This window comes from Streptomyces sp. bgisy130 (assembly GCF_057708345.1).
Window position 1 is genome coordinate 75,603 of sequence record NZ_JBYISA010000016.1, and the last position, 21,143, is coordinate 96,745.

The following is a 21,143-nucleotide window of genomic DNA, read 5'->3' on the forward strand; positions in this document are numbered from 1 at the left end:
TCTTTCCAGCCTGAGGGGGCCGGTGCAGGTGACGAACAACGAGAAGCTTGTCGAGTATCTGAAGCAGGCGGCGATCGACCTGCGAGAGAGCCGCCGTCGCGTCTGGGAGCTCGAATCCGAGCCGATCGCGATCGTCGGAATGGCCTGCCGGTACCCGGGCGGGGTGTCGTCACCGGAGGACCTCTGGGACCTGGTGTCCCAGGGCGAGCACGGCATCACCGAATTCCCCGCCGACCGTGGCTGGGACATCGACTCGCTGTACAACCCGGACCCCGCACACCGCGGTACTTCCTACGTCCGGCAGGGCGGATTCCTGCACGAGGCCGCGGAGTTCGACCCGGCATTCTTCGGTATCTCTCCGCGCGAAGCGCTGGCCATGGACCCACAGCAGCGGCTGATGCTGGAGGTCTCCTGGGAAGCCGTCGAACGCGCCGGGATCGACCCCCTCTCGCTGAAGGGGAGCAAAACCGGTGTATTCGCCGGCGTCATGTACCACGACTACGGCACCGGAGTCTCCGGCATATCGGAGGAAGTGGCCGCCTTTTTGGGCAGCGGTTCCGACGGCAGCATTTTCTCCGGACGGGTGGCCTATCTGCTCGGCCTCGAAGGCCCGGCCGTATCCGTGGACACCGCCTGTTCCTCCTCGCTCGTCTCCCTGCACCTCGCGATCCAGGCGCTGCGCTCCGGCGAATGCTCGATGGCGCTGGCCGGCGGCGTCACCGTGATGTCCACCCCGGTCACCTTCGTCGACTTCAGCCGCCAGCAGAACCTGGCACGCAGCGGTGAGGTCCGGGCCTTCGGCACCGGCGCAGACGGCACCGTGCTCTCCGAAGGCGCCGGAATCCTGCTGGTGGAGCGGCTGTCGGACGCCGAGCGCAACGGTCACCCGATCCTCGCGGTGGTGCGGGGCTCGGCGGTGAACCAGGACGGTGCCTCCAACGGTCTGACTGCGCCGAACGGCCCCTCGCAGCAGCGCGTCATCGACCAGGCACTCGCCAACGCGGGCGTGACCGCCGCCCAGGTCGACGCGGTGGAGGCACACGGCACCGGTACGACGCTCGGCGACCCGATCGAGGCCCAGGCGCTGCTGGCCACGTATGGCCAAGACCGCCCCGAGGACCGGCCCCTGTGGCTGGGAACGGTCAAGTCGAACATCGGACACAGCCAGGCCGCGGCCGGCGCGGCCGGTGTCATCAAGATGGTCATGGCGCTGCGGAACGGTGTGCTGCCCAAGACGCTGCACGTCGATGAGCCGTCGTCGCATGTGGACTGGTCCGCGAACGCGGTGGAGCTGCTGACCGAGGCCCAGGAGTGGCCGGAGAGCGACCAACCGCGCCGGGCAGGTGTGTCGTCGTTCGGCATCAGCGGGACGAATGCGCATGTGGTGCTGGAGCAGGCTCCTGAAGAGGAGCGGGTGGGGTCGGTCGCTCCGGCGGTGGCGGGGCTGGGGCCGGGGCCGGTGCCGTGGGTACTTTCGGCGCGCTCGGAGCAGGCGTTGGCGGGGCAGGCGGAGCGCCTTGGGGCGTTTGTGGCGCGGCAGCCGGAGTTGGGGGTTGCTGACGTCGGGTTCTCTCTGGCGATGAGCCGTGCGGGGCTGGAATACCGTGCCGTGGTTACGGGTTCGGATCGCGAGTCGCTGGTCGCGGCGCTGGGGAGCCTGCCTTCGGTGAGCGGGCCTGTGCCGGGTGAGGGCCGTCTTGGTGTGCTGTTCACCGGTCAGGGGGCGCAGCGGCTGGGGATGGGCCGTGAGCTGTATGAGACGTATCCGGTGTTTGCGCGGGCCTGGGATGAGGTGTGTGCGGAGCTGGATGGCCTGCTGCCGCGGCCGCTGACGGAGGTGGTCCGGGGTGAGGGCGACCTCCTCGATCAGACGCAGTATGCGCAGGCGGCGCTGTTTGCGCTGGAGGTGGCGCTGTATCGGTTGGTGGAGTCGCGTGGGGTGGCTCCGGCTGTGTTGCTGGGTCACTCCATCGGTGAGGTGACGGCTGCTTATCTGGCGGGTGTGTGGTCGCTGGCGGATGCGGCGAAGCTGGTGGCGGCCCGTGGGCGGCTGATGCAGGCCCTGGCGACCGGTGGTGTGATGGTGTCGGTGCGGGCCTCGGAGGACGAGGTCGCGCCGCTGCTGGAGGGCCGGGACCTGGTCGGGATCGCTGCCGTCAATGGTCCTGAGGCTGTGGTGCTCTCGGGTGCTGAGGCCGAGGTGGAGCAGATTGCTGCCGCCTTGGAGGCGGAGGGTCGTAAGGTCAAGCGGCTGCGGGTGAGCCATGCCTTCCACTCGCCGTTGATGGAGCCGATGCTGGCGGAATTCCGCGCGGTTCTGGAGCAACTCACGTACGAAGACGCCCAGTTGCCGGTCGTGTCGAATGTGACCGGATCGGTGGCCGACTCCGTCGAGCTCCGCGACCCCGAGTACTGGGTGCGGCATGTCCGGGAAGCCGTCCGTTTCCACGACGGCATCCAGGCCGCGCACGCCGAGGGCGTCACCACCTTCCTCGAACTCGGCCCGGACGGCGTCCTGTCGGCCATGGGACAGGACTGCCTCCGTGAGGCCGAGGGCACTCCCGCGGCCTTCCTCCCCGCTCTGCGTAAAGACCGGTCTGAGGCGGAAGCCATCCTCCAAGCCCTTGGCGCCGCGTACGCGCGGGGCGTTGTGGTCGACTGGACGACATTCTTCCCCGGCGCCCGCCAAGTGGCGCTGCCCACCTATGCGTTCCAGCGGCAGCGGTACTGGCTGGACCGCACCGGTGTGGGTACCGGCGATGTGACCTCGGCCGGTCTGGGCGCTGCGGACCACCCGCTGCTCAGCGCTGCCGTCGCCCTGCCGGATTCGGACGGGTTCCTCTTCACCGGCCGGCTGTCCCTGGCCACCCACCCCTGGCTCGCCGACCACTCCGTACTCGGCGCCGCCGTGCTGCCGGGTTCGGCGCTGGTGGAGCTGGCCATTCGGGCCGGTGACCAGGTCGGCTGCGACCTGCTGGAAGAACTCACCGTGCGGGCGCCGCTGATCCTGCCCGAAGGTGGCGGAGTGCAGCTGCGGGTCGCGCTCGGCCAGTCCGCGGTGGACGGTCGCCGTGAGATCGCGGTGTTCGCCCGCGATGAGGTAGCGGTGGACGAGCCCTGGACCCGGCATGCCGACGGTGTGCTGGCCGCGGGGACACCCCTCGGGAGCGTCGACGCTCCGGTATGGCCGCCGGCCGGCGCGGAAGCCGTCTCCGTGGAAGGGCTGTACGGGGAGCTGGCCGCGGCCGGCTTTGCGCACGGGCCGGTGTTCGGCGGCGTGCGAGCGATGTGGCGTCGTGGCGATGAGGTCTTCGCCGAGGTCGCGCTGCCCGAGGAAATCGCCGACCGGGCGGGCGAGTTCGGCCTGCATCCGGCGTTGCTGGACGCGGCCCTACAGCCGGTGATCGACGGGCTGCGGCTGCCGGTCTCCTGGTCCGGGGTGCGGCTGCACGCGGTGGGCGCGGTGTCCTTGCGGGTACAGCTGACCAAGGCCGGTGACGGCTATGCACTGACTGCGACGGACGAGGCCGGCGGCCTGGTGGCCTCGGCGGACATGGTGGCGTGGGACGCGGTCTCCGCCGAGCAGTTCGCCAACGCCGGGGTGCGGCACCGGGACTCGCTGTTCGGGGTGGAGTGGTCGGAGTTGCCGCTTCGGTCTGAGCCGGTGGCGGCGGGTTCGTGGGCCGTCCTTGGTGAGGATGCCGGGCCGGCTGTGGCCTTGGGTGCGTCGGGTGCGGACGTGCTGAGTGAGCTGGTGGACGTGCCGGAGCATGTCGTGCTGGCGGTTCCTCGCACGGATGGTGGTGCGTTGGAGGTGCCGGTGGCCGTCCGGGCCACAGCGGGCCGGGTGCTGGAAAGCGTGCAGTCGTGGCTGGCTGATGAGCGTTGCACGCGTTCGAAGCTGGTGGTGGCGACCCGTGGTGCTGTCTCGGTGGCGGGGGAGCCGCTGGATGCGGTGGGTGCGGCGGTGTGGGGTCTGCTGCGCACCGCCCAGGCCGAGAACCCCGGCCAGTTTGTGCTGCTTGACCTTGATGACGAGCAGTCCTCGGTGGAGGCCGTCGCTGCGGCGGTTGCTTCCGGTGAGCCGCAGGTGGCGGTTCGCGGCGGTGTGGTGTCCGTGCCGCGGCTGGTGCGGAGTGCGCCGTCGGACAGCGCGCCGGTGTGGGGCTCCGAGGGCACGGTGCTGATCACGGGTGGCACGGGCACGTTGGGTGCACTGCTTGCCCGGCATCTGGTGTCTGAACACGGCGTCCGAAGCTTGGTGTTGACCAGTCGTCGTGGCCTGGAGGCTGGCGGCGCCCGGGAGTTGCAGTCCGAACTGACTGAGCTGGGTGCCCGGGTTGAGGTGGTGGCGTGTGACGCGGCTGACCGGGACGCGCTGGCCGCCGTGCTGGCAGGTATCCCTGCTGACGCCCCGCTGACAGGTGTGGTGCACACCGCCGGTGTTCTGGACGACGGCATCATCGGCTCGCTGACCCCAGAGCGTCTCGACACCGTGCTTCGGCCCAAGGTGGATGCCGCCTGGAACCTCCACGAGCTGACCCAGGACCTGGACCTCTCGGCATTCGTACTGTTCTCCTCGGCCGCCGGTGTGCTGGGCAGTGCCGGACAGGGCAACTACGCCGCGGCCAACTCCTTCCTCGACGCCCTCGCTCAGCATCGTCGCGTCAGTGGCCTGCCGGGTATCTCCCTGGCCTGGGGTCTGTGGGCCGATGCCAGTGGGATGACCGGGCAGCTCAGCGAAACCGACCTGCGGCGGATGGCCGCCGACGGTGTGCTGCCGGTCTCCGCCGCCGAAGGCGTGGACCTGTTCGACGCGGCGATCGGCGTGGAATCGGCGCTCTCCGTACCGATCCGTCTCGACATGCGCGCTCTCGCCGCCGCGCCCTCGGTACCGGCGATCCTGCACGGCCTCGTACCGGTCCGGCGGCGCACTGCCGCGGCCGGTGGCGGTGCCGGCAGCACATTGCGGGACCGGCTCGCCGGGCTGACGAAGGCCGATCAGGACCGTGCGCTGCTGGACCTTGTCACCGCCCAGGTCGCCCTGGTGCTGGGCTACTCCGACAGCAGCGGGCTCGACGCGTCCCGGGCGTTCAAGGACCTCGGCTTCGATTCGCTGACCGCCGTGGAACTCCGTAACCGGATGGACAACGCCACCGGTCTGCGGCTGCCGGCCACGCTGATTTTCGACTACCCCACGCCGTCCGCGATGGTGCGCCATCTGCGGGAGGAGCTGCTCGGCGGCCAGATCGCCACCCCCGCGGTACGTGCCACGGCTGCCGTGGACGACGAGCCCATTGCCATCGTCGGCATGGCCTGCCGGTTCCCCGGCGGGATCGACAGCCCCGACGCGCTGTGGGAACTGCTGGCGCGTGGCGGAGATGCGATCGGTGACTTCCCGGCCGATCGTGGCTGGGACGTGGAGCGGCTGTATCACCCGGACCCGGAGCACAAGGGCACCTCGTATGTGCGCGCGGGCGGTTTCCTCGGCAACGCCGGTGACTTCGATGCCGGCTTCTTCGGCGTCTCGCCGCGGGAGGCGACCGCGATGGATCCGCAGCAGCGGATCCTGCTGGAAACCTCCTGGGAGACCCTGGAGAACGCGGGCATCGACCCGACCACCCTGCGGGGCAGTGACGCCGGTGTCTTCGTCGGCACCAACGGCCAGGACTACGGCTCGGTCCTCGCCCAGGGGGCGGACAACGCGGACGGCTACCTGATCACCGGAACCTCGGCCAGCGTGGTGTCCGGCCGGGTCTCCTACTCACTCGGCTTCGAAGGCCCCGCGGTCACCGTGGACACGGCGTGCTCCGCCTCGCTGGTGGCGCTGCACTGGGCGATGCAGGCACTGCGGTCCGGTGAATGCTCGATGGCGCTGGCCGGCGGTGTTTCGGTGATGTCCACTCCCGACACCTTCGTCGACTTCTCCCGGCAGCGCGGTCTCGCGGCGGACGGCCGCTGCAAGCCGTTCGCCGCAGCGGCGGACGGTACGGGCTGGGGCGAGGGCGTCGGCATGCTGCTCGTGGAGCGGCTCTCCGATGCCCAGCGGAATGGCCATACGGTCCTGGCGGTGGTGCGCGGTTCGGCGGTGAACCAGGACGGTGCGTCCAACGGTCTGACCGCCCCGAATGGCCCCTCGCAGCAGCGGGTGATCCGGCAGGCCCTGGCCGGCGCGGGACTGTCCCCGTCCGAGGTGGACGCGGTGGAGGCGCACGGCACCGGCACACGGCTGGGTGACCCGATCGAGGCGCAGGCGCTGCTGGCCACGTACGGCCAGGACCGGCCCGCCGACCAGCCCTTGTGGCTCGGCGCGATCAAGTCCAACCTCGGGCACACCCAGGCCGCGGCCGGTGTCGCCGGTGTCATGAAGATGGTCCTCGCCATGCGGCAGGGCATCCTGCCCAAGACCCTGCACCTGGACGAGCCCACCCCGCATGTCGACTGGACCGCGGGTGCGGTGGAGCTGCTCGCCGAAGCGCAGGAGTGGCCGGACACCGGCCGCCCGCGTCGGGCAGGTGTGTCGTCGTTCGGCATCAGTGGGACGAATGCGCATGTGGTGCTGGAGCAGGCTCCTGAAGAGGAGCGGGTGGAGTCGGTTGCTCCGGTGCTGGCGGGGCCGGGGCCGGTGCCGTGGGTGTTGTCGGCGCGCTCGGAGCAGGCGTTGGCGGGGCAGGCGGAGCGCCTTGGGGCGTTTGTGGCGCGGCAGCCGGAGTTGGGGCTTGCTGACGTCGGGCTTTCTCTGGCGACGAGCCGTGCGGGGCTGGAATACCGCGCCGTGGTCACGGGTTCGGACCGGGAGTCGCTGCTCGCGGCTCTGGAGAGCCTGCCCTCGGTGAGTGGGCCTGTTGCGGGTGACGGCCGTCTTGGCGTGCTGTTCACCGGTCAGGGGGCGCAGCGGCTGGGGATGGGCCGTGAGCTGTACGACGCCTATCCGGTGTTTGCGCGGGTCTGGGACGAGGTGTGTGCGGAGCTGGATGGTCTGCTGCCGCGGCCCTTGGGTGAAGTGGTCTGGGGCGAGGCGGACTTGCTCGATCAGACGCAGTACGCGCAGGCAGCGCTGTTCGCCCTCGAAGTCGCGCTCTACCGGCTCGTCGAGTCCCATGGCGTGACACCGGCTGTGCTGCTGGGCCACTCCATCGGTGAGGTCACTGCCGCCTACCTGGCGGGTGTCTGGTCGCTGGCGGACGCGGCGAAGCTGGTCGCGGCCCGTGGGCGGCTGATGCAGGCGCTCCCGGCCGGCGGTGTGATGGCGTCGGTGCGGGCTTCGGAGGACGAGGTCGCGCCGCTGCTGGAAGGCCGGGACCTGGTCGGTATCGCCGCCGTCAATGGCCCCGAGTCCGTAGTGATCTCCGGTGCCGAGACCGAGGTCGAGCAGATCGCTGCCGCCCTGGAGGCCGAGGGCCGTAAGGTCAAGCGGCTGCGCGTAAGCCACGCCTTCCACTCGCCCCTGATGGAGCCGATGCTGGCCGAGTTCCGCACGGTCCTGGACCAACTCACCTACTCCGACCTCCAGTTGCCGGTCGTCTCGAACGTGACCGGCTCCCTCGCCGACCCCGCCGAACTCCGCACTCCCGAGTACTGGGTCCGCCACGTCCGCGAAGCCGTCCGCTTCCACGACGGTATCCAGGCCGCCCACGCCTCAGGCATCACCACCTTCCTCGAACTCGGCCCCGGCGGCGTCCTGTCCGCCATGGGACAGGACTGTCTGCCGGAGGCCGCCACCCTTCAGCCGAGTCTGCGTAAGAACCGGTCCGAGCCGGAAGCGGTTCTTCAGGCTCTGGGTGCCGTGTACGCGCGGGGTGTCGTGGTGGACTGGGCGACGTTCTTCCCCGGCGCCCGCCAAGTGCCGCTGCCCACCTACGCGTTCCAGCGGCAGCGGTACTGGCTGGACCGTACCGGCGCGGGCGCCGGTGATATGACCTCGGCCGGTCTGGGTGCCGCGGATCACCCGCTGCTCAGCGCCGCGGTGCCGCTGCCCGGGTCCGACGGGTTCCTTTTCACCGGCCGGCTGTCGCTGGCCACCCACCCCTGGCTCGCCGACCACGCCGTTATGGACACCGTGCTGGTGCCCGGCACCGCGCTGGTCGAGCTGGCCATCCGCGCCGGGGACCAGGCCGGCTGCGATCTGCTGGAGGAACTGACCCTTCAGGCGCCCATGATCATTCCGTCGGCCGGCGGCATACAGATCCAGATCACCGTGGACGGTCCGGACGCCCACGGCCGACGCGAGCTGTCCATGTTCTCCCGTGGTGAGGACGGCGCGGAGCCGTGGACCCAGCATGCGCTGGGCGTGCTGACCACGGCGGGTGCCACCCCGGTCCCTGACCTCGGTGAAGCAGCCTGGCCGCCGGCCGGGGCCGAGGCCGTCTCCGTGGACGGCTTCTACGCGGAACTCGTCGACGCCGGATTCGGCTACGGCCCAGTATTCCAGGGGGTTCGGGCTGCGTGGCGACGTGGCGCGGAGCTGTTCGTCGAGGTCGCGCTGCCCGAGGGCGCGGCCGAGGAGGCAGCTGAGTTCGGGCTGCACCCTGCGCTGCTCGACGCCGTACTCCAGACCTTCGGTCTCAGCGACGACCTCGGTACGGACGGCCCCGGTCTGCCCTTCGCCTGGGCCGGAGTGCGTCTGCACGCCGTCGGCGCGGCCTCCTTGCGTGCCCGGCTGACGCCGACGGGCGACGGCGGAATGCGGATCCTGGCCGTCGATGACGCGGGCGCCCCGGTGGCCACCATCGACGCCCTGACCACCCGGCCGGTGCCTGCCGCCGGGCAGTTGGCGAGTGCGGGCGGCGGACAGCGGGAGGCGTTGTTCGCGGTGGAGTGGGCGCCGGTCGCGCTGCCCGCCGGGGATGTGGACGGCTCGTGGGCGGTGGCCGACGAGGATGTGGTGCCGGCGGCCGGTCTGGGTGTGGGAGTCCTGGATCCGTCGGCGGAGTCGGTGCCGGGGCATGTGGCGTGGTCCCCGGACGTGGAGACGGGCGCGAGCGCGGATGTTCCGGGCTCGGTGCGCGGGGCTACGGCTGAGGTGTTGCAGCGGGTACAGACCTGGCTGGCGGATGAGCGGTGCGACGGTTCGACGCTGGTGGTCGTGACCCGGGGCGCCGTCTCGATGGCGAGCGAGCCGGTCGAGGTGGCGGCGGCCGCGGTGTGGGGGCTGGTGCGGTCCGCTCAGTCGGAGAATCCGGGCCGGCTCGTGCTGGTCGACGTGGACGGTGCGGCGAGTTCGCTCCAGGCGGTCCGTGCGGCCGTGGCGTCCGGCGAGCCGCAGCTGGCGGTCCGGAACGGTGTGGTCTCCGTGCCGCGACTGGCGCGGACCGCGCCGTCCGGGGTGGACGGTGCGCCGGTGTGGAACCCCGAGGGCACGGTGCTGATCACCGGTGGCACCGGGAACCTGGGTGCACTGTTCGCCCGTCATCTGGTGTCCGAACACGGTGTCCGCAGCCTGGTGTTGACGAGCCGCCGTGGCCTGGAGGCCGGCGGCGCCCGGGAGTTGCAGTCCGAACTGACCGAGCTGGGTGCCCGGGTCGACGTCGTGGCGTGTGACGCGGCTGACCGGGAGGCCCTCGGGGCGCTGCTGGCGGACATCCCGGCGGACGCGCCTCTGACGGGCGTGGTGCATACGGCCGGTGTCCTGGACGACGGCATCATCGGCTCGCTGACCCCGGAACGCCTCGACACCGTGCTTCGGCCGAAGGTGGATGCCGCCTGGAACCTGCACGAGCTGACCCAGGACCTGGACCTCTCGGCATTCGTGCTCTTCTCCTCCGCTGCCGGTGTGCTCGGCAGCGCCGGACAGGGCAACTACGCCGCGGCCAACTCCTTCCTCGACGCGCTCGCTCAGCACCGTCGCCTCGGTGACCTGCCGGGTACCTCCCTGGCCTGGGGGCCGTGGGCGGCGGACACCAGTGGGATGACCGGCCAGGTCGAGGACACCCATCGGCGGCGGATGGCCGGGGACGGGTTCCTGGCGATCTCCGCGGCCGAGGGCACCGCGATGTTCGACGCGGCCGTCGGCGCCGACGAGGCCGTGATCGCACCGATCCGGCTGGACGCGCGGGCCCTCGCGGCCTCCGGGGCGGTACCGGCGATCCTGCGCGGAGTGGTGCGGGCTCCCGTACGTCGCACCGCGGCCGAGGCCACCTCCGCCGGATCGCTGGGCGACCGTCTGCTCGGCCTCCCCGTCGAGGAACGCGATGAGCTGCTGCTCGACCTGGTGACCACCCAGGTGGCGGCCGTACTGGGCTACGAGAATTCGGGTGCGGTCCGGATCGACCAGGTCTTCAAGGACCTCGGATTCGACTCGCTGACCGCGGTCGAGCTGCGCAACCGGCTCAACTCGGCGACCGGCCTCCGGCTGCCCGCCACCTTGGTGTTCGACTACCCGACCCCGGCCGCGCTGTTGGACCACCTGCGCGACGAGCTGGTCGGGGACCGGGACCAGCCGGCTGTCACCAGCGTCGCCACCGGCACGACGGTGGACGAACCCATCGCCATCATCGGTATGGCCTGCCACCTCCCCGGCAACGTCCACAGCCCCGAGGATCTCTGGGCCATGCTGGAATCCGGGCGAGACGGCATCTCCGCCTTCCCCGGCGACCGCGGCTGGAACCTCGACGCCCTGTACCACCCGGACCCCGACCACCAGGGCACCTCGTACACACGCGAGGGAGGTTTCCTGGACGGCGCCGCGGACTTCGACCCCACGTTCTTCGGGATCAGCCCGAACGAGGCGCTGGCCATGGACCCGCAGCAGCGGCTCCTGCTGGAAACGTCCTGGGAAGCGCTGGAGAGCGCCGGAATCGACCCCACGACCCTGCGCGGCACCCCGACCGGCGTATACGCCGGGCTCATGTACCACGACTACGTCCACCAGTTGCAGTCCGTGGGCGAGGGCGTCGAGGGCTTCATGGGCACCGGCAACTCCGGCAGTGTGACCTCCGGCCGGCTGGCCTACTCCTTCGGGTTCGAAGGCCCCGCGGTCACCGTGGACACCGCGTGCTCGTCCTCTCTGGTGGCCCTGCACTTCGCGGTGCAGGCACTGCGGTCCGGTGAATGCTCGCTGGCCCTGGCCGGCGGAGTGACCGTGATGGCCACCCCCGATACGTTCATCGACTTCTCCCGGCAGCGCGGCCTGTCCGCGGACGGCCGCTGCAAGCCGTTCGCCGCGGCCGCGGACGGTACGGGCTGGGGCGAGGGCGTCGGCATGCTGCTCGTGGAGCGCCTCTCGGACGCCCGGCGCAACGGTCACCGGGTGCTGGCGGTGGTGCGTGGTTCGGCGGTGAACCAGGACGGTGCGTCCAACGGTCTGACCGCCCCGAACGGCCCCTCGCAGCAGCGGGTGATCCGGCAGGCCCTGGCCGGCGCACGGCTGTCCCCGTCCGAGGTGGACGCGGTGGAGGCGCACGGCACGGGCACACGGCTGGGTGACCCGATCGAGGCGCAGGCGCTGCTGGCCACGTACGGTCAGGAGCGCCCGGAAGACCAGCCGCTGTGGCTGGGATCCATCAAGTCGAACATCGGGCACACCCAGGCCGCGGCCGGAGTCGCCGGCGTGATGAAGATGATCCTCGCCATGCGGCGGGGCATCCTGCCCAAGTCACTGCACGTGGACGAGCCCTCCCCGCACGTGGACTGGGCCGCCGGCGCGGTCGAACTGCTCGCCGAGGCGCGCGAATGGCCGGACACCGGTCGTCCGCGTCGGGCGGGTGTGTCGTCGTTCGGCATCAGCGGGACCAATGCGCATGTGGTGCTGGAGCAGGCTCCTGAAGAGGAGCGGGTGGAGTCGGTTGCTCCGGCGGTGGCCGGGCCGGAGCCGGGGCCGGTGCCGTGGGTGCTGTCGGCGCGTTCGGAACAGGCGTTGTCGGCTCAGGCGGGCCGGTTGGCGTCCTTCGTGGAGGAGCGGCCGGAGGTGGGCCTGGCTGATGTCGGGTTCTCCCTGCTGAGCACCCGGGCGAAGTTGGAGCACCGGGCCGTGGTGGTTGGCGCTGAGCGGGATCAGCTGCTCGGCGGCTTGCGCGGCCTTGCCGGTGGCCTGGACGGTCCGGGTGTGGTGCAGGGCAGCGTGGCGGCTACGGCAGCCTCTGGTGCGGTGCTGGTGTTCCCTGGTCAGGGCTCGCAGTGGCTGGGGATGGCGGATGAACTGCTCGCTACGTCGCCGGTGTTCGCGGGGCGGATGGCTGAGTGTGGTGCGGCGCTGTCGGAGTTCGTGTCCTGGGATCTGATGGCGGTGCTGTCGGACGAGGACGCGTTGGCGCGGGTTGATGTGGTGCAGCCGGTGCTGTGGGCGGTGATGGTGTCGTTGGCTGCGGTCTGGGAGGACTGTGGCGTGGTGCCCGCTGCCGTGGTCGGCCACTCTCAGGGTGAGATCGCTGCGGCCTGCGTCGCCGGGATCTTGTCGCTGCGTGATGGTGCCCGGGTGGCGGCGTTGCGCAGTCAGGCCATCGGTCGGGTGTTGGCCGGGCGGGGTGGCATGGTCTCGGTCGCCGGCTCCCGCGAGGCCGTTCAGGAGCGCATCGCCAAGTGGGGCGAGCGGGTATCCGTCGCCGCCATCAACGGGCCGACCTCGACCGTGGTTTCCGGTGAGCCGGATGCGTTGCAGGAACTGCTGGCGGAGTGTGCTGAGGAGGAGGTGCGGGCGCGGCGGATCCCGGTGGATTACGCCTCGCACGGCGCGCAGGTCGAGGAGCTGCGTGAGGAACTCGCGACGGTTCTGGCCGAGGTTGCGCCTGCGGAAGGCCGTATTCCGTTCTACTCGGCGGTGAACGCTTCGTCCGTGTCGGGCGAGGAGCTGGATGCTGCGTACTGGTTCGAGAACCTGCGCAACACGGTGCGGTTCGAGGAGGCCGTCCAGGCGCTGCTGGCCGACGGACACGGCGTCTTCGTGGAGTGCAGTGCGCACCCTGTACTGACCCCGGGGATCGAGGACACCGCGCAAAGGGCGGGCAACCCCGTCGTGGTGACCGGGACCCTGCGTCGTGAAGAGGGTGGCTGGTCCCGGTTCGCGCAATCGCTCGGTCAGCTCTGGGCGCATGGCGTCCCGGTGGACTGGAGCACCCTGCTCCCGGCCGGCCGGCGGGTCGACCTGCCCACCTACGCCTTCCAGCACAAGCGCTACTGGCCCGCCGCTGTGGTCGCGGCCGGTGACGCCACCGGCCTCGGCCAGGCGGACTCGCAGCATCCCCTGCTGGGCGCGGCCGTGGCACTGCCCGAGTCCGACGGCTACCTGTTCACCGCGCGGCTGTCCCTGGCCACGCACCCCTGGCTGGCCGACCACTCGGTACTCGGTGCCGTGGTGCTGCCGAGCTCTGCCCTCGTGGAGCTGGCCATCCGGGCTGGTGACCACGTTGGCTGCGATCTGCTGGAAGAACTCACCGTGCTGGCCCCGGCTCTCCTTCCGGACGGTGCCGGGCTCCAACTCCGGGTCACCGTCGGCGAGTCCGATGCGGACGGGTGCCGGGAGCTGGCCGTGTTCTCCCGCAATGAGGACGCCGAAGCAGATCTGCCCTGGACCCGGCACGCCACCGGTGTACTGGCCGCGGGTGCCGCACCCGTCGGATTCGGCGAGACGGTCTGGCCACCGGCCGGCGCCGACACCTTGACGGTGGACGGGCTCTACGACGAACTCGCCGCCGCCGGGATCACCCATGGCCCGGTCTTCGAGAACGTCCGAGCGGCCTGGCGCCGCGGTACGGACCTGTTCGCCGAGGTCGCCCTGACGGAGGAGATCGCGGGCGAGGCGGGCCGATTTGGTCTGCACCCTGCGCTGCTCGACGCCGCGCTGCACCCGGTGACGCGCCAGGAATCCGCGGACGGGACGCAACTCGCCACTCATTGGACCGGTGTGACGCTGTTCGCCGAAGGCGCGACCGCGCTGCGGGTCAAGCTCTCAAGCGCGGGGGACGGTTACGCCCTCGTAGTCGCCGATCACGACGGCGAAGTGGTCGCCGCGGCCGAATCCATTGCCTGGACGGCGATTTCCGAAGCGGAAGTGTCTGTCGTCGGCCCGGGGCAACGGGATTCGCTGTTCGGGGTGGAGTGGTCGGAGTTGCCGCTTCGGGCTGAGCCGGTGGAGGTGCCGGAGCATGTCGTGCTGGCGGTGCCTGGCGCAGATGGTGCGTTGGAGGTGCCGGCGGCGGTCCGGGCCACGGTGGGCCGGGTGCTGGAGAGTGTGCAGTCCTGGCTGGCTGATGAGCGTTGCACGCGTTCGAAGCTGGTGGTGGCGACCCGGGGTGCCGTCTCCGTGGCCGGAGAACCGCTGGATGCCGTGGGTGGCGCGGTGTGGGGTCTGTTGCGTTCCGCGCAGAGTGAGAACCCGGATCAGTTTGTGCTGCTTGACCTTGATGAGCAGCAGTCCTCGGTGGACGCCATCGCCGCGGCGGTTGCTTCAGGTGAGCCGCAGGTGGCGATCCGGGACGGTGTGGTTTCCGTGCCGCGGCTGGTGCGGAGTGCGCCGTCGGACGACGCACAGGTATGGAACTCCGAGGGCACGGTACTGATCACGGGTGGCACGGGCACATTGGGTGCACTGTTCGCCCGGCATCTCGTGTCCGAACACGGTGTCCGCAGATTGGTGTTGACCAGCCGTCGTGGCCTGGAGGCGGGCGGCGCCCGGGAGTTGCAGTCCGAACTGACTGAGCTGGGCGCTCGGGTTGAGGTCGTGGCGTGTGACGCCGCTGACCGGGACGCGCTGGCGGCGGTGCTGGCAGGTATTCCTGCTGACGCCCCGCTGACGGGCGTAGTGCACACCGCCGGTGTCCTGGACGACGGCATCATCGGTTCGCTGACCCCAGAACGCCTCGACACCGTGCTTCGGCCCAAGGTGGACGCGGCCTGGAACCTCCACGAACTGACCCAGGACCTGAACCTCTCTGCATTCGTACTGTTCTCCTCGGCCGCCGGAGTGCTCGGCAGCGCCGGACAAGGCAGTTACGCGGCAGCGAATACGTTCCTGGACGCTCTCGCCGAGCACCGTCGTCTCCGTGGCCTGCCGGGTACCTCCCTGGCCTGGGGCCTGTGGGCCGACGCCAGTGGGATGACCGGGCAGCTCAGCGAAACCGACCTGCGGCGGATGGCCCGGGGCGGGATGATCCCGCTCGGTCAGGCTGAAGGAGCCGCGCTGTTCGACGCTGCCCTGGGCACGGGCCGGCCGGTTGCGCTGTCCGCCCACCTCGACCTGAACGCCATCGCCGCCACCGGAGAGGTTCCGTCGCTGCTGCGCAGCCTGGTGCGGGTCCGGCGGCGTGCCGTGACCACCGGAAGCGCAACGGCCGACACCCTCGCCGAGCGACTGCGCCCGATGACCGAGGCGGAGCGCGAGCGGACCCTTGTGGAACTGGTCCGTCGACAGGCGTCCGCCGTGCTCGGCTACGACGGCGGCGACGCCGTGGGGACCACCCGGGCCTTCAAGGAACTCGGCTTCGATTCGCTCACCGCCGTCGAACTGCGGAACCGGCTGAACGCGGCCACCGGGCTGACCCTGCCGGCCACGCTGATCTTCGACTACCCGAACCCGGAGGCCCTCGCCCGCTACGTACGCGAGGAACTGCTGGGCACGGTGGCCGCACCGGTCGCCACGGTCCCGGTGACCCGGCCCGTCGACGACGACCCCATCGTGATCGTCGGCATGGCCTGCCGCTACCCCGGAGGGGTGGCTTCCCCGGACGACCTCTGGCAGCTCGTGACCAGCGGTGGGGACGCCATCTCCGGCTTCCCCGTCAACCGCGGCTGGGACCTGGACAACCTGTTCGGCAGCGACTCCGCCGAAACCGGGAAGAGCATCACCCAGCAGGGCGGATTCCTTTATGACGCGGGCGAGTTCGATGCCGGCTTCTTCGGGATCAGCCCCCGGGAGGCCCTGGCGGCCGATCCGCAGCAGCGCATTCTGCTGGAGGCCGCCTGGGAGACTTTCGAGAACGCGGGTATCGACCCGCTGGCCCTGAGCGGCAGCCAGACCGGGGTGTTCACCGGAATCAACTACCACGACTATGCGCCCGCCGACGGAAACGTCCCCGAGGACATCGAGGGCTACCTCACCACCGGTGGCGCGGGCAGCGTGCTCTCCGGCCGTATCTCCTACTCGCTCGGCCTCGAAGGGCCGGCGGTGACCGTGGACACGGCCTGCTCCTCGTCGCTGGTGGCACTGCACTTGGCGATCCAGGCGCTGCGCTCCGGGGAGTGCACGATGGCCCTGGCCGGTGGTGTCTGCGTCATGGCCACCCCGGGCAACTTCGTGGAGTTCTCCCGGCAGCGCGGTCTCGCGGCGGACGGCCGCTGCAAGCCGTTCGCCGGCGCCGCGGACGGCACCGGCTGGGCCGAAGGCGCCGGCATGGTGCTCGTCGAGCGGCTGTCGGATGCCCGGCGCAATGGCCATCCGGTGCTTGCGGTGGTGCGGGGTTCGGCGGTGAACCAGGACGGTGCGTCCAACGGTCTGACCGCCCCCAACGGCCCCTCGCAGCAGCGCGTGATCCGTCAGGCGCTCGCTAACGCCGGACTCGAACCGTCCGACGTGGACGCGGTGGAGGCGCACGGCACCGGTACGACGCTCGGCGACCCGATCGAGGCCCAGGCGCTGCTCGCCACGTACGGGCAGAACCGGCCCGCCGACCAGCCGTTGTGGCTCGGTGCGGTCAAGTCCAACATCGGGCACACCCAGGCCGCCGCCGGTGCGGCCGGAGTCATCAAGATGGTCTTCGCGCTCCAGCAGGGGCTGCTGCCCAAGACCCTGCACGTGGACGAGCCCACCCCGCATGTCGACTGGACCGCGGGTGCGGTGGAGCTGCTCACCGAGACACGGAAGTGGCCGGAGACCGGCCGCCCGCGCCGGACCGGTATCTCCGCCTTCGGCATCAGCGGCACCAACGCCCACGTCATCCTTGAGCAGGCGCCCCTGGAGGAACTCGCCACGACGGCACGCGCCACGACGGAACCCATCACGGCGGAACTCGCGAAGTCGGAAACCGCCGAGGCCGCGTCCGGCGCGAGCGGGCCTGCTGGTCCGCTGTCCTGGACGCTCTCGGCTCGGACGCAGGAAGCCCTGTACGCGCAGGCGGAACGACTGGTGGCCTTCACCGCCGAACACCCGGAACTGGCCCCGGCCGACATCGGGTTCTCGCTGGCCACCACCCGCGCGGCGTTGGAGCACCGCGCGGTCGTCACCGGAATGGACCGGGACGCCCTGCTGGCCGCAACCGGACGACTGGCCGCGGGTGAACACCCCACAGCGGTCGTCGGCGATGGCCGGGTCGGTGTGCTGTTCACCGGTCAGGGCGCGCAGCGGCTGGGGATGGGCCGTGAGCTGTACGACGCCTTCCCGGTGTTTGCGCGGGCCTGGGATGAAGTGTGCGCGGAGCTGGACGGTCTGCTGCCTCGGCCCTTGGGCGAAGTGGTCTGGGGCGAGGCAGACTTGCTCGATCAGACGCAGTACGCGCAGGCGGCGCTGTTCGCCCTCGAAGTCGCGCTCTACCGGCTCGTCGAGTCCCTTGGCGTGACACCGGCTGTGCTGCTGGGTCACTCCATCGGTGAGGTGACGGCTGCCTATCTGGCGGGTGTCTGGTCGCTGTCGGATGCGGCAAAGCTGGTCGCGGCCCGTGGGCGGATGATGCAGGCGCTACCGGCCGGCGGTGTGATGGCGTCGGTGCGGGCTTCGGAGGACGAGGTCAGGCCGCTGCTGGACGGCCGCGGACAGGTCGGTATCGCCGCCGTCAACGGCCCCGAGTCCGTAGTGATCTCTGGCGCCGAGACCGAGGTCGAGCAGATCGCCGCCGCCTTGGAGGCCGAGGGCCGCAAGGTCAAGCGGCTGCGCGTAAGCCACGCCTTCCACTCGCCGCTGATGGACCCGATGCTGGCGGAATTCCGCGCGGTCCTGGACCAACTCACCTACTCCGACCTCCAGTTGCCGGTCGTCTCGAATGTGACCGGCCGCCTCGCCGACCCCGCCGAGCTCCGCAACCCCGAGTACTGGGTCCGCCACGTCCGCGAAGCCGTCCGTTTCCACGACGGCATCCAGGCCGCCCACGCCGAAGGAATCACCACCTTCCTCGAACTCGGCCCGGACGGCGTCCTGTCCGCCATGGGCCAGGACTCGCTACCCCAGACTGTCGCAACCACCACCGCAACCACCGCCCCCACCACCCTCCAGCCGAGCCTCCGCAAGGACCGTCCCGAGCCCGGAGCGCTGATTGACGCACTGGGCGGGCTGTGGGCCCGTGGCGTGGCGGTGGACTGGACCCCGCTGTTCCCGGGGGCGCGCCGGGTGGCGCTGCCCACCTACGCGTTCCAGCGGCAGAACTACTGGCTACAGGCCGGTACGGGGAGCCGCGACGTGTCCTCGATCGGGCTGGGTGCCGCGGACCATCCGCTGCTCGGTGCCGCGGTCACCCTGCCGGATGCCGTGGTCCTCACCGGGCGGCTGTCCCTGGCCACGCATCCGTGGCTGGCCGACCACACCATCATGGACACCGTTCTGCTGCCGGGAACCGCCCTGGTCGAACTCGCCATCCAGGCCGGGGACCAGGTCGGCTGCGATCTCCTGGACGAACTCACCCTGCACGCCCCGCTGATCCTCCCGCCGCACGGCGGAATGCAGCTGCGCGTCACGGTGGGGGAGGAGTCGGCCGGGGACGGGCGCCGTGAACTCGCGGTGTTTTCCCGTAACGAGAACGAGCCCGACGAGGAGTGGACCCGGAATGCCACCGGTTCACTGACCGTCGCGACGGATACACCCGTTACACCCGTGCGCTTCAGCGAAACCGTCTGGCCGCCGGCCGATGCCGAGCGCATCCCGGTGGATGGGTTCTACGAGGAGTTGGTGCCGGTCGGTTTCGCGTACGGGCCAGTGTTCCAGGGGCTGCGCGCGGCCTGGCGGCGGGGTGCGGAGGTGTTCGCCGAAGTGGTCCTGCCCGAGGAGCCGGGCGCCGATGCGGCGAAGTTCGCCCTGCACCCGGCGCTGCTCGATGCCGCGCTCCAGACCGTGGGACTGCTCGGGGACGCCGTATCGGGGCTGCCGTTCGCCTGGACCGGGGTCCGGCTGCACGCTGTCGGTGCGACCGCACTGCGCGTCCGGCTCTCCCCGTCGGGTGACGGCGGGGTGCAGGTCCTGGTGGCAGACGAGACCGGTGCGCCGGTGGCCACCATCGATTCCCTGGTGACCCGACCGGTGCCCGCCGAACAGCTCGGCTCCAGCACGCGGCGCGGAGCGCTGTACGAACTCGCCTGGTCCATTCTCGAAGAGGAAGCGGCCGAGCCGGTGTCCGGTAGCTGGACCGTGGTCGGCCCGGACGCGGAGAAGATCGCCGAACCTCTGCGGCGGGCGGGTGTGGACGTCAGCACCTGCCCGGAGCCGGCGAAGGCGACGGACCAGGACACGGCACCGGACTTCGTGGTGCTGCCGGTAGCGGTGCCGGCGTCCGGTGCCGGGACGGAGGCTGTGCCGGCCGCGGCCCGTGCCGCGGTGCACAGTGTCCTGGGCACGGTCCAGTCCTGGCTGGCTGACGAGCGCCTCGAAGGCACCCGGCTGGTCGTCCTCACCCGGGGGGCGGTCTCACCCGACCGGGCACCGGCCGACCTGGTGACCACGCCCGTCTGGGGCCTGCTGCGTTCCGCGCAGTCGGAGCACCCGGACCGGATCGTGCTGGCCGACCTCGACGACGAGGACACCTCGCCGGAGAAGCTGCCCGCGCTGATCGCCGCCGGGGAACCGCAGGCCGCGATCCGCCGGGGCGTCCTCTCGGTGCCGCGCCTCGCCGTGCTCGAAGCGTCCGGGCAGGACAGCGCCCCGGTGTGGAACACCGGAGGCACCGTGCTGATCACCGGCGGTACCGGCGTGCTGGGCGCCGAGGTCGCGCGCCACTTGGTGACCGGGCACGGCGTACGGAACCTGGTGCTGACCAGCCGCAGCGGGCCGACGGCCGAAGGTGCCGGGGAACTGCGGGCCCAACTCACCGCGGCCGGCGCCCGGGTGGAGATCCTCGCCTGCGATGTGGCCGACCGGGACGCGCTCGCCGCGGTGCTGGCCGGGATTCCGGCGGACGCTCCGCTGACCGGGGTGGTGCACACCGCCGGAGTCACCGACGACGGGGTGATCACCTCGCTGACCCCCGACCGGGTGGACCGGGTGCTGCGCCCCAAGGTCGACGCCGCCTGGAATCTGCACGAGCTGACCCAGGACCTGGACCTGTCGGCGTTCGTACTGTTCTCGTCGGTCGCCGGGATCCTCGGCGCACCGGGCCAGGGCAACTACGCCGCCGCCAACACCTTCCTGGACGCGCTCGCCGCGCACCGGAGGGCGGCGGGGCTGCCCGCGGTCTCGTTGCCCTGGGGTCTGTGGGCGCAGAGCAGCGGGATGACCGGAAAGCTCGGCGAGGCCGACCTGCGGCGCATCGGAAGCGGCGGGCTGGTCCCGCTGTCCTCCGAGGCGGGGGTGGCACTGCTCGACGCGGCCACCGTGGCCGGTCCGGCCGTGGTGCTCCCGATGGACCTGGACCCGCGGAAGCTGGCGGCGTCGGGGGCCATCCCCGCGGTGCTGCGCGGGGTGGTGCGGGCACCCGCACGGCGGGCGGCGGCAGCCGGTCCGGTCGTGGCGGAGGTATCGCTGGGCGACCGGCTGGGGGCGGTACCGGCGGCCGAACGGTCCGGCATGGTGCTCGATCTGGTGCGCACCCATGTCGCCGCGGTCCTCGGACATGCGGAGAGCGCGAAGATGAAGGCGGATCAGCAGTTCACGGATCTGGGCTTCGACTCGCTGACCGCGGTGGAACTGCGCAACCGTTTGCACACGGCCACCGGTCTGCGGCTGCCGGCCACCTTGATCTTCGACTATCCGACCTCCGCCGCGCTCGCGGATCACATCCTCGGCGAGGTGGCGGCGAACGAGCCCGATCCCGTCGCGACGGTGCTGGCCACCATCGAAAAGCTGGAAGCCGGTCTCTCGATGCTGCGGACGGAGAGCGGTGACCGAAGGGATATCACCAAGCGGCTGGAGCGTGCGCTGAGCCAGTACCGCGATGGCGATGCGGCGGAATACGGCGACGACACGGACAGCGATATCCGGGACGCCTCCACCGATGAACTACTGGACGTCTTTGACCGGGAGTTCGGTAACTCATGATCTTCCAGAACATTTTTCGTGCCGGTCGAAGGGGCGGAACCAG

The 21,143-nt window shown here is 71.0% G+C and carries 1 protein-coding gene; it reads left to right on the plus strand.

All coding sequences use genetic code 11. The features are described from left to right. Positions 1 to 28 precede the first annotated feature (28 nt). The gene (locus AC3EUV_RS21635; protein WP_435603635.1) at positions 29 to 21,100 is read left to right on the plus strand and encodes an SDR family NAD(P)-dependent oxidoreductase; all 21,072 of its coding nucleotides are present in this window, start codon (positions 29 to 31) and stop codon (positions 21,098 to 21,100) included. Positions 21,101 to 21,143 lie beyond the last annotated feature (43 nt).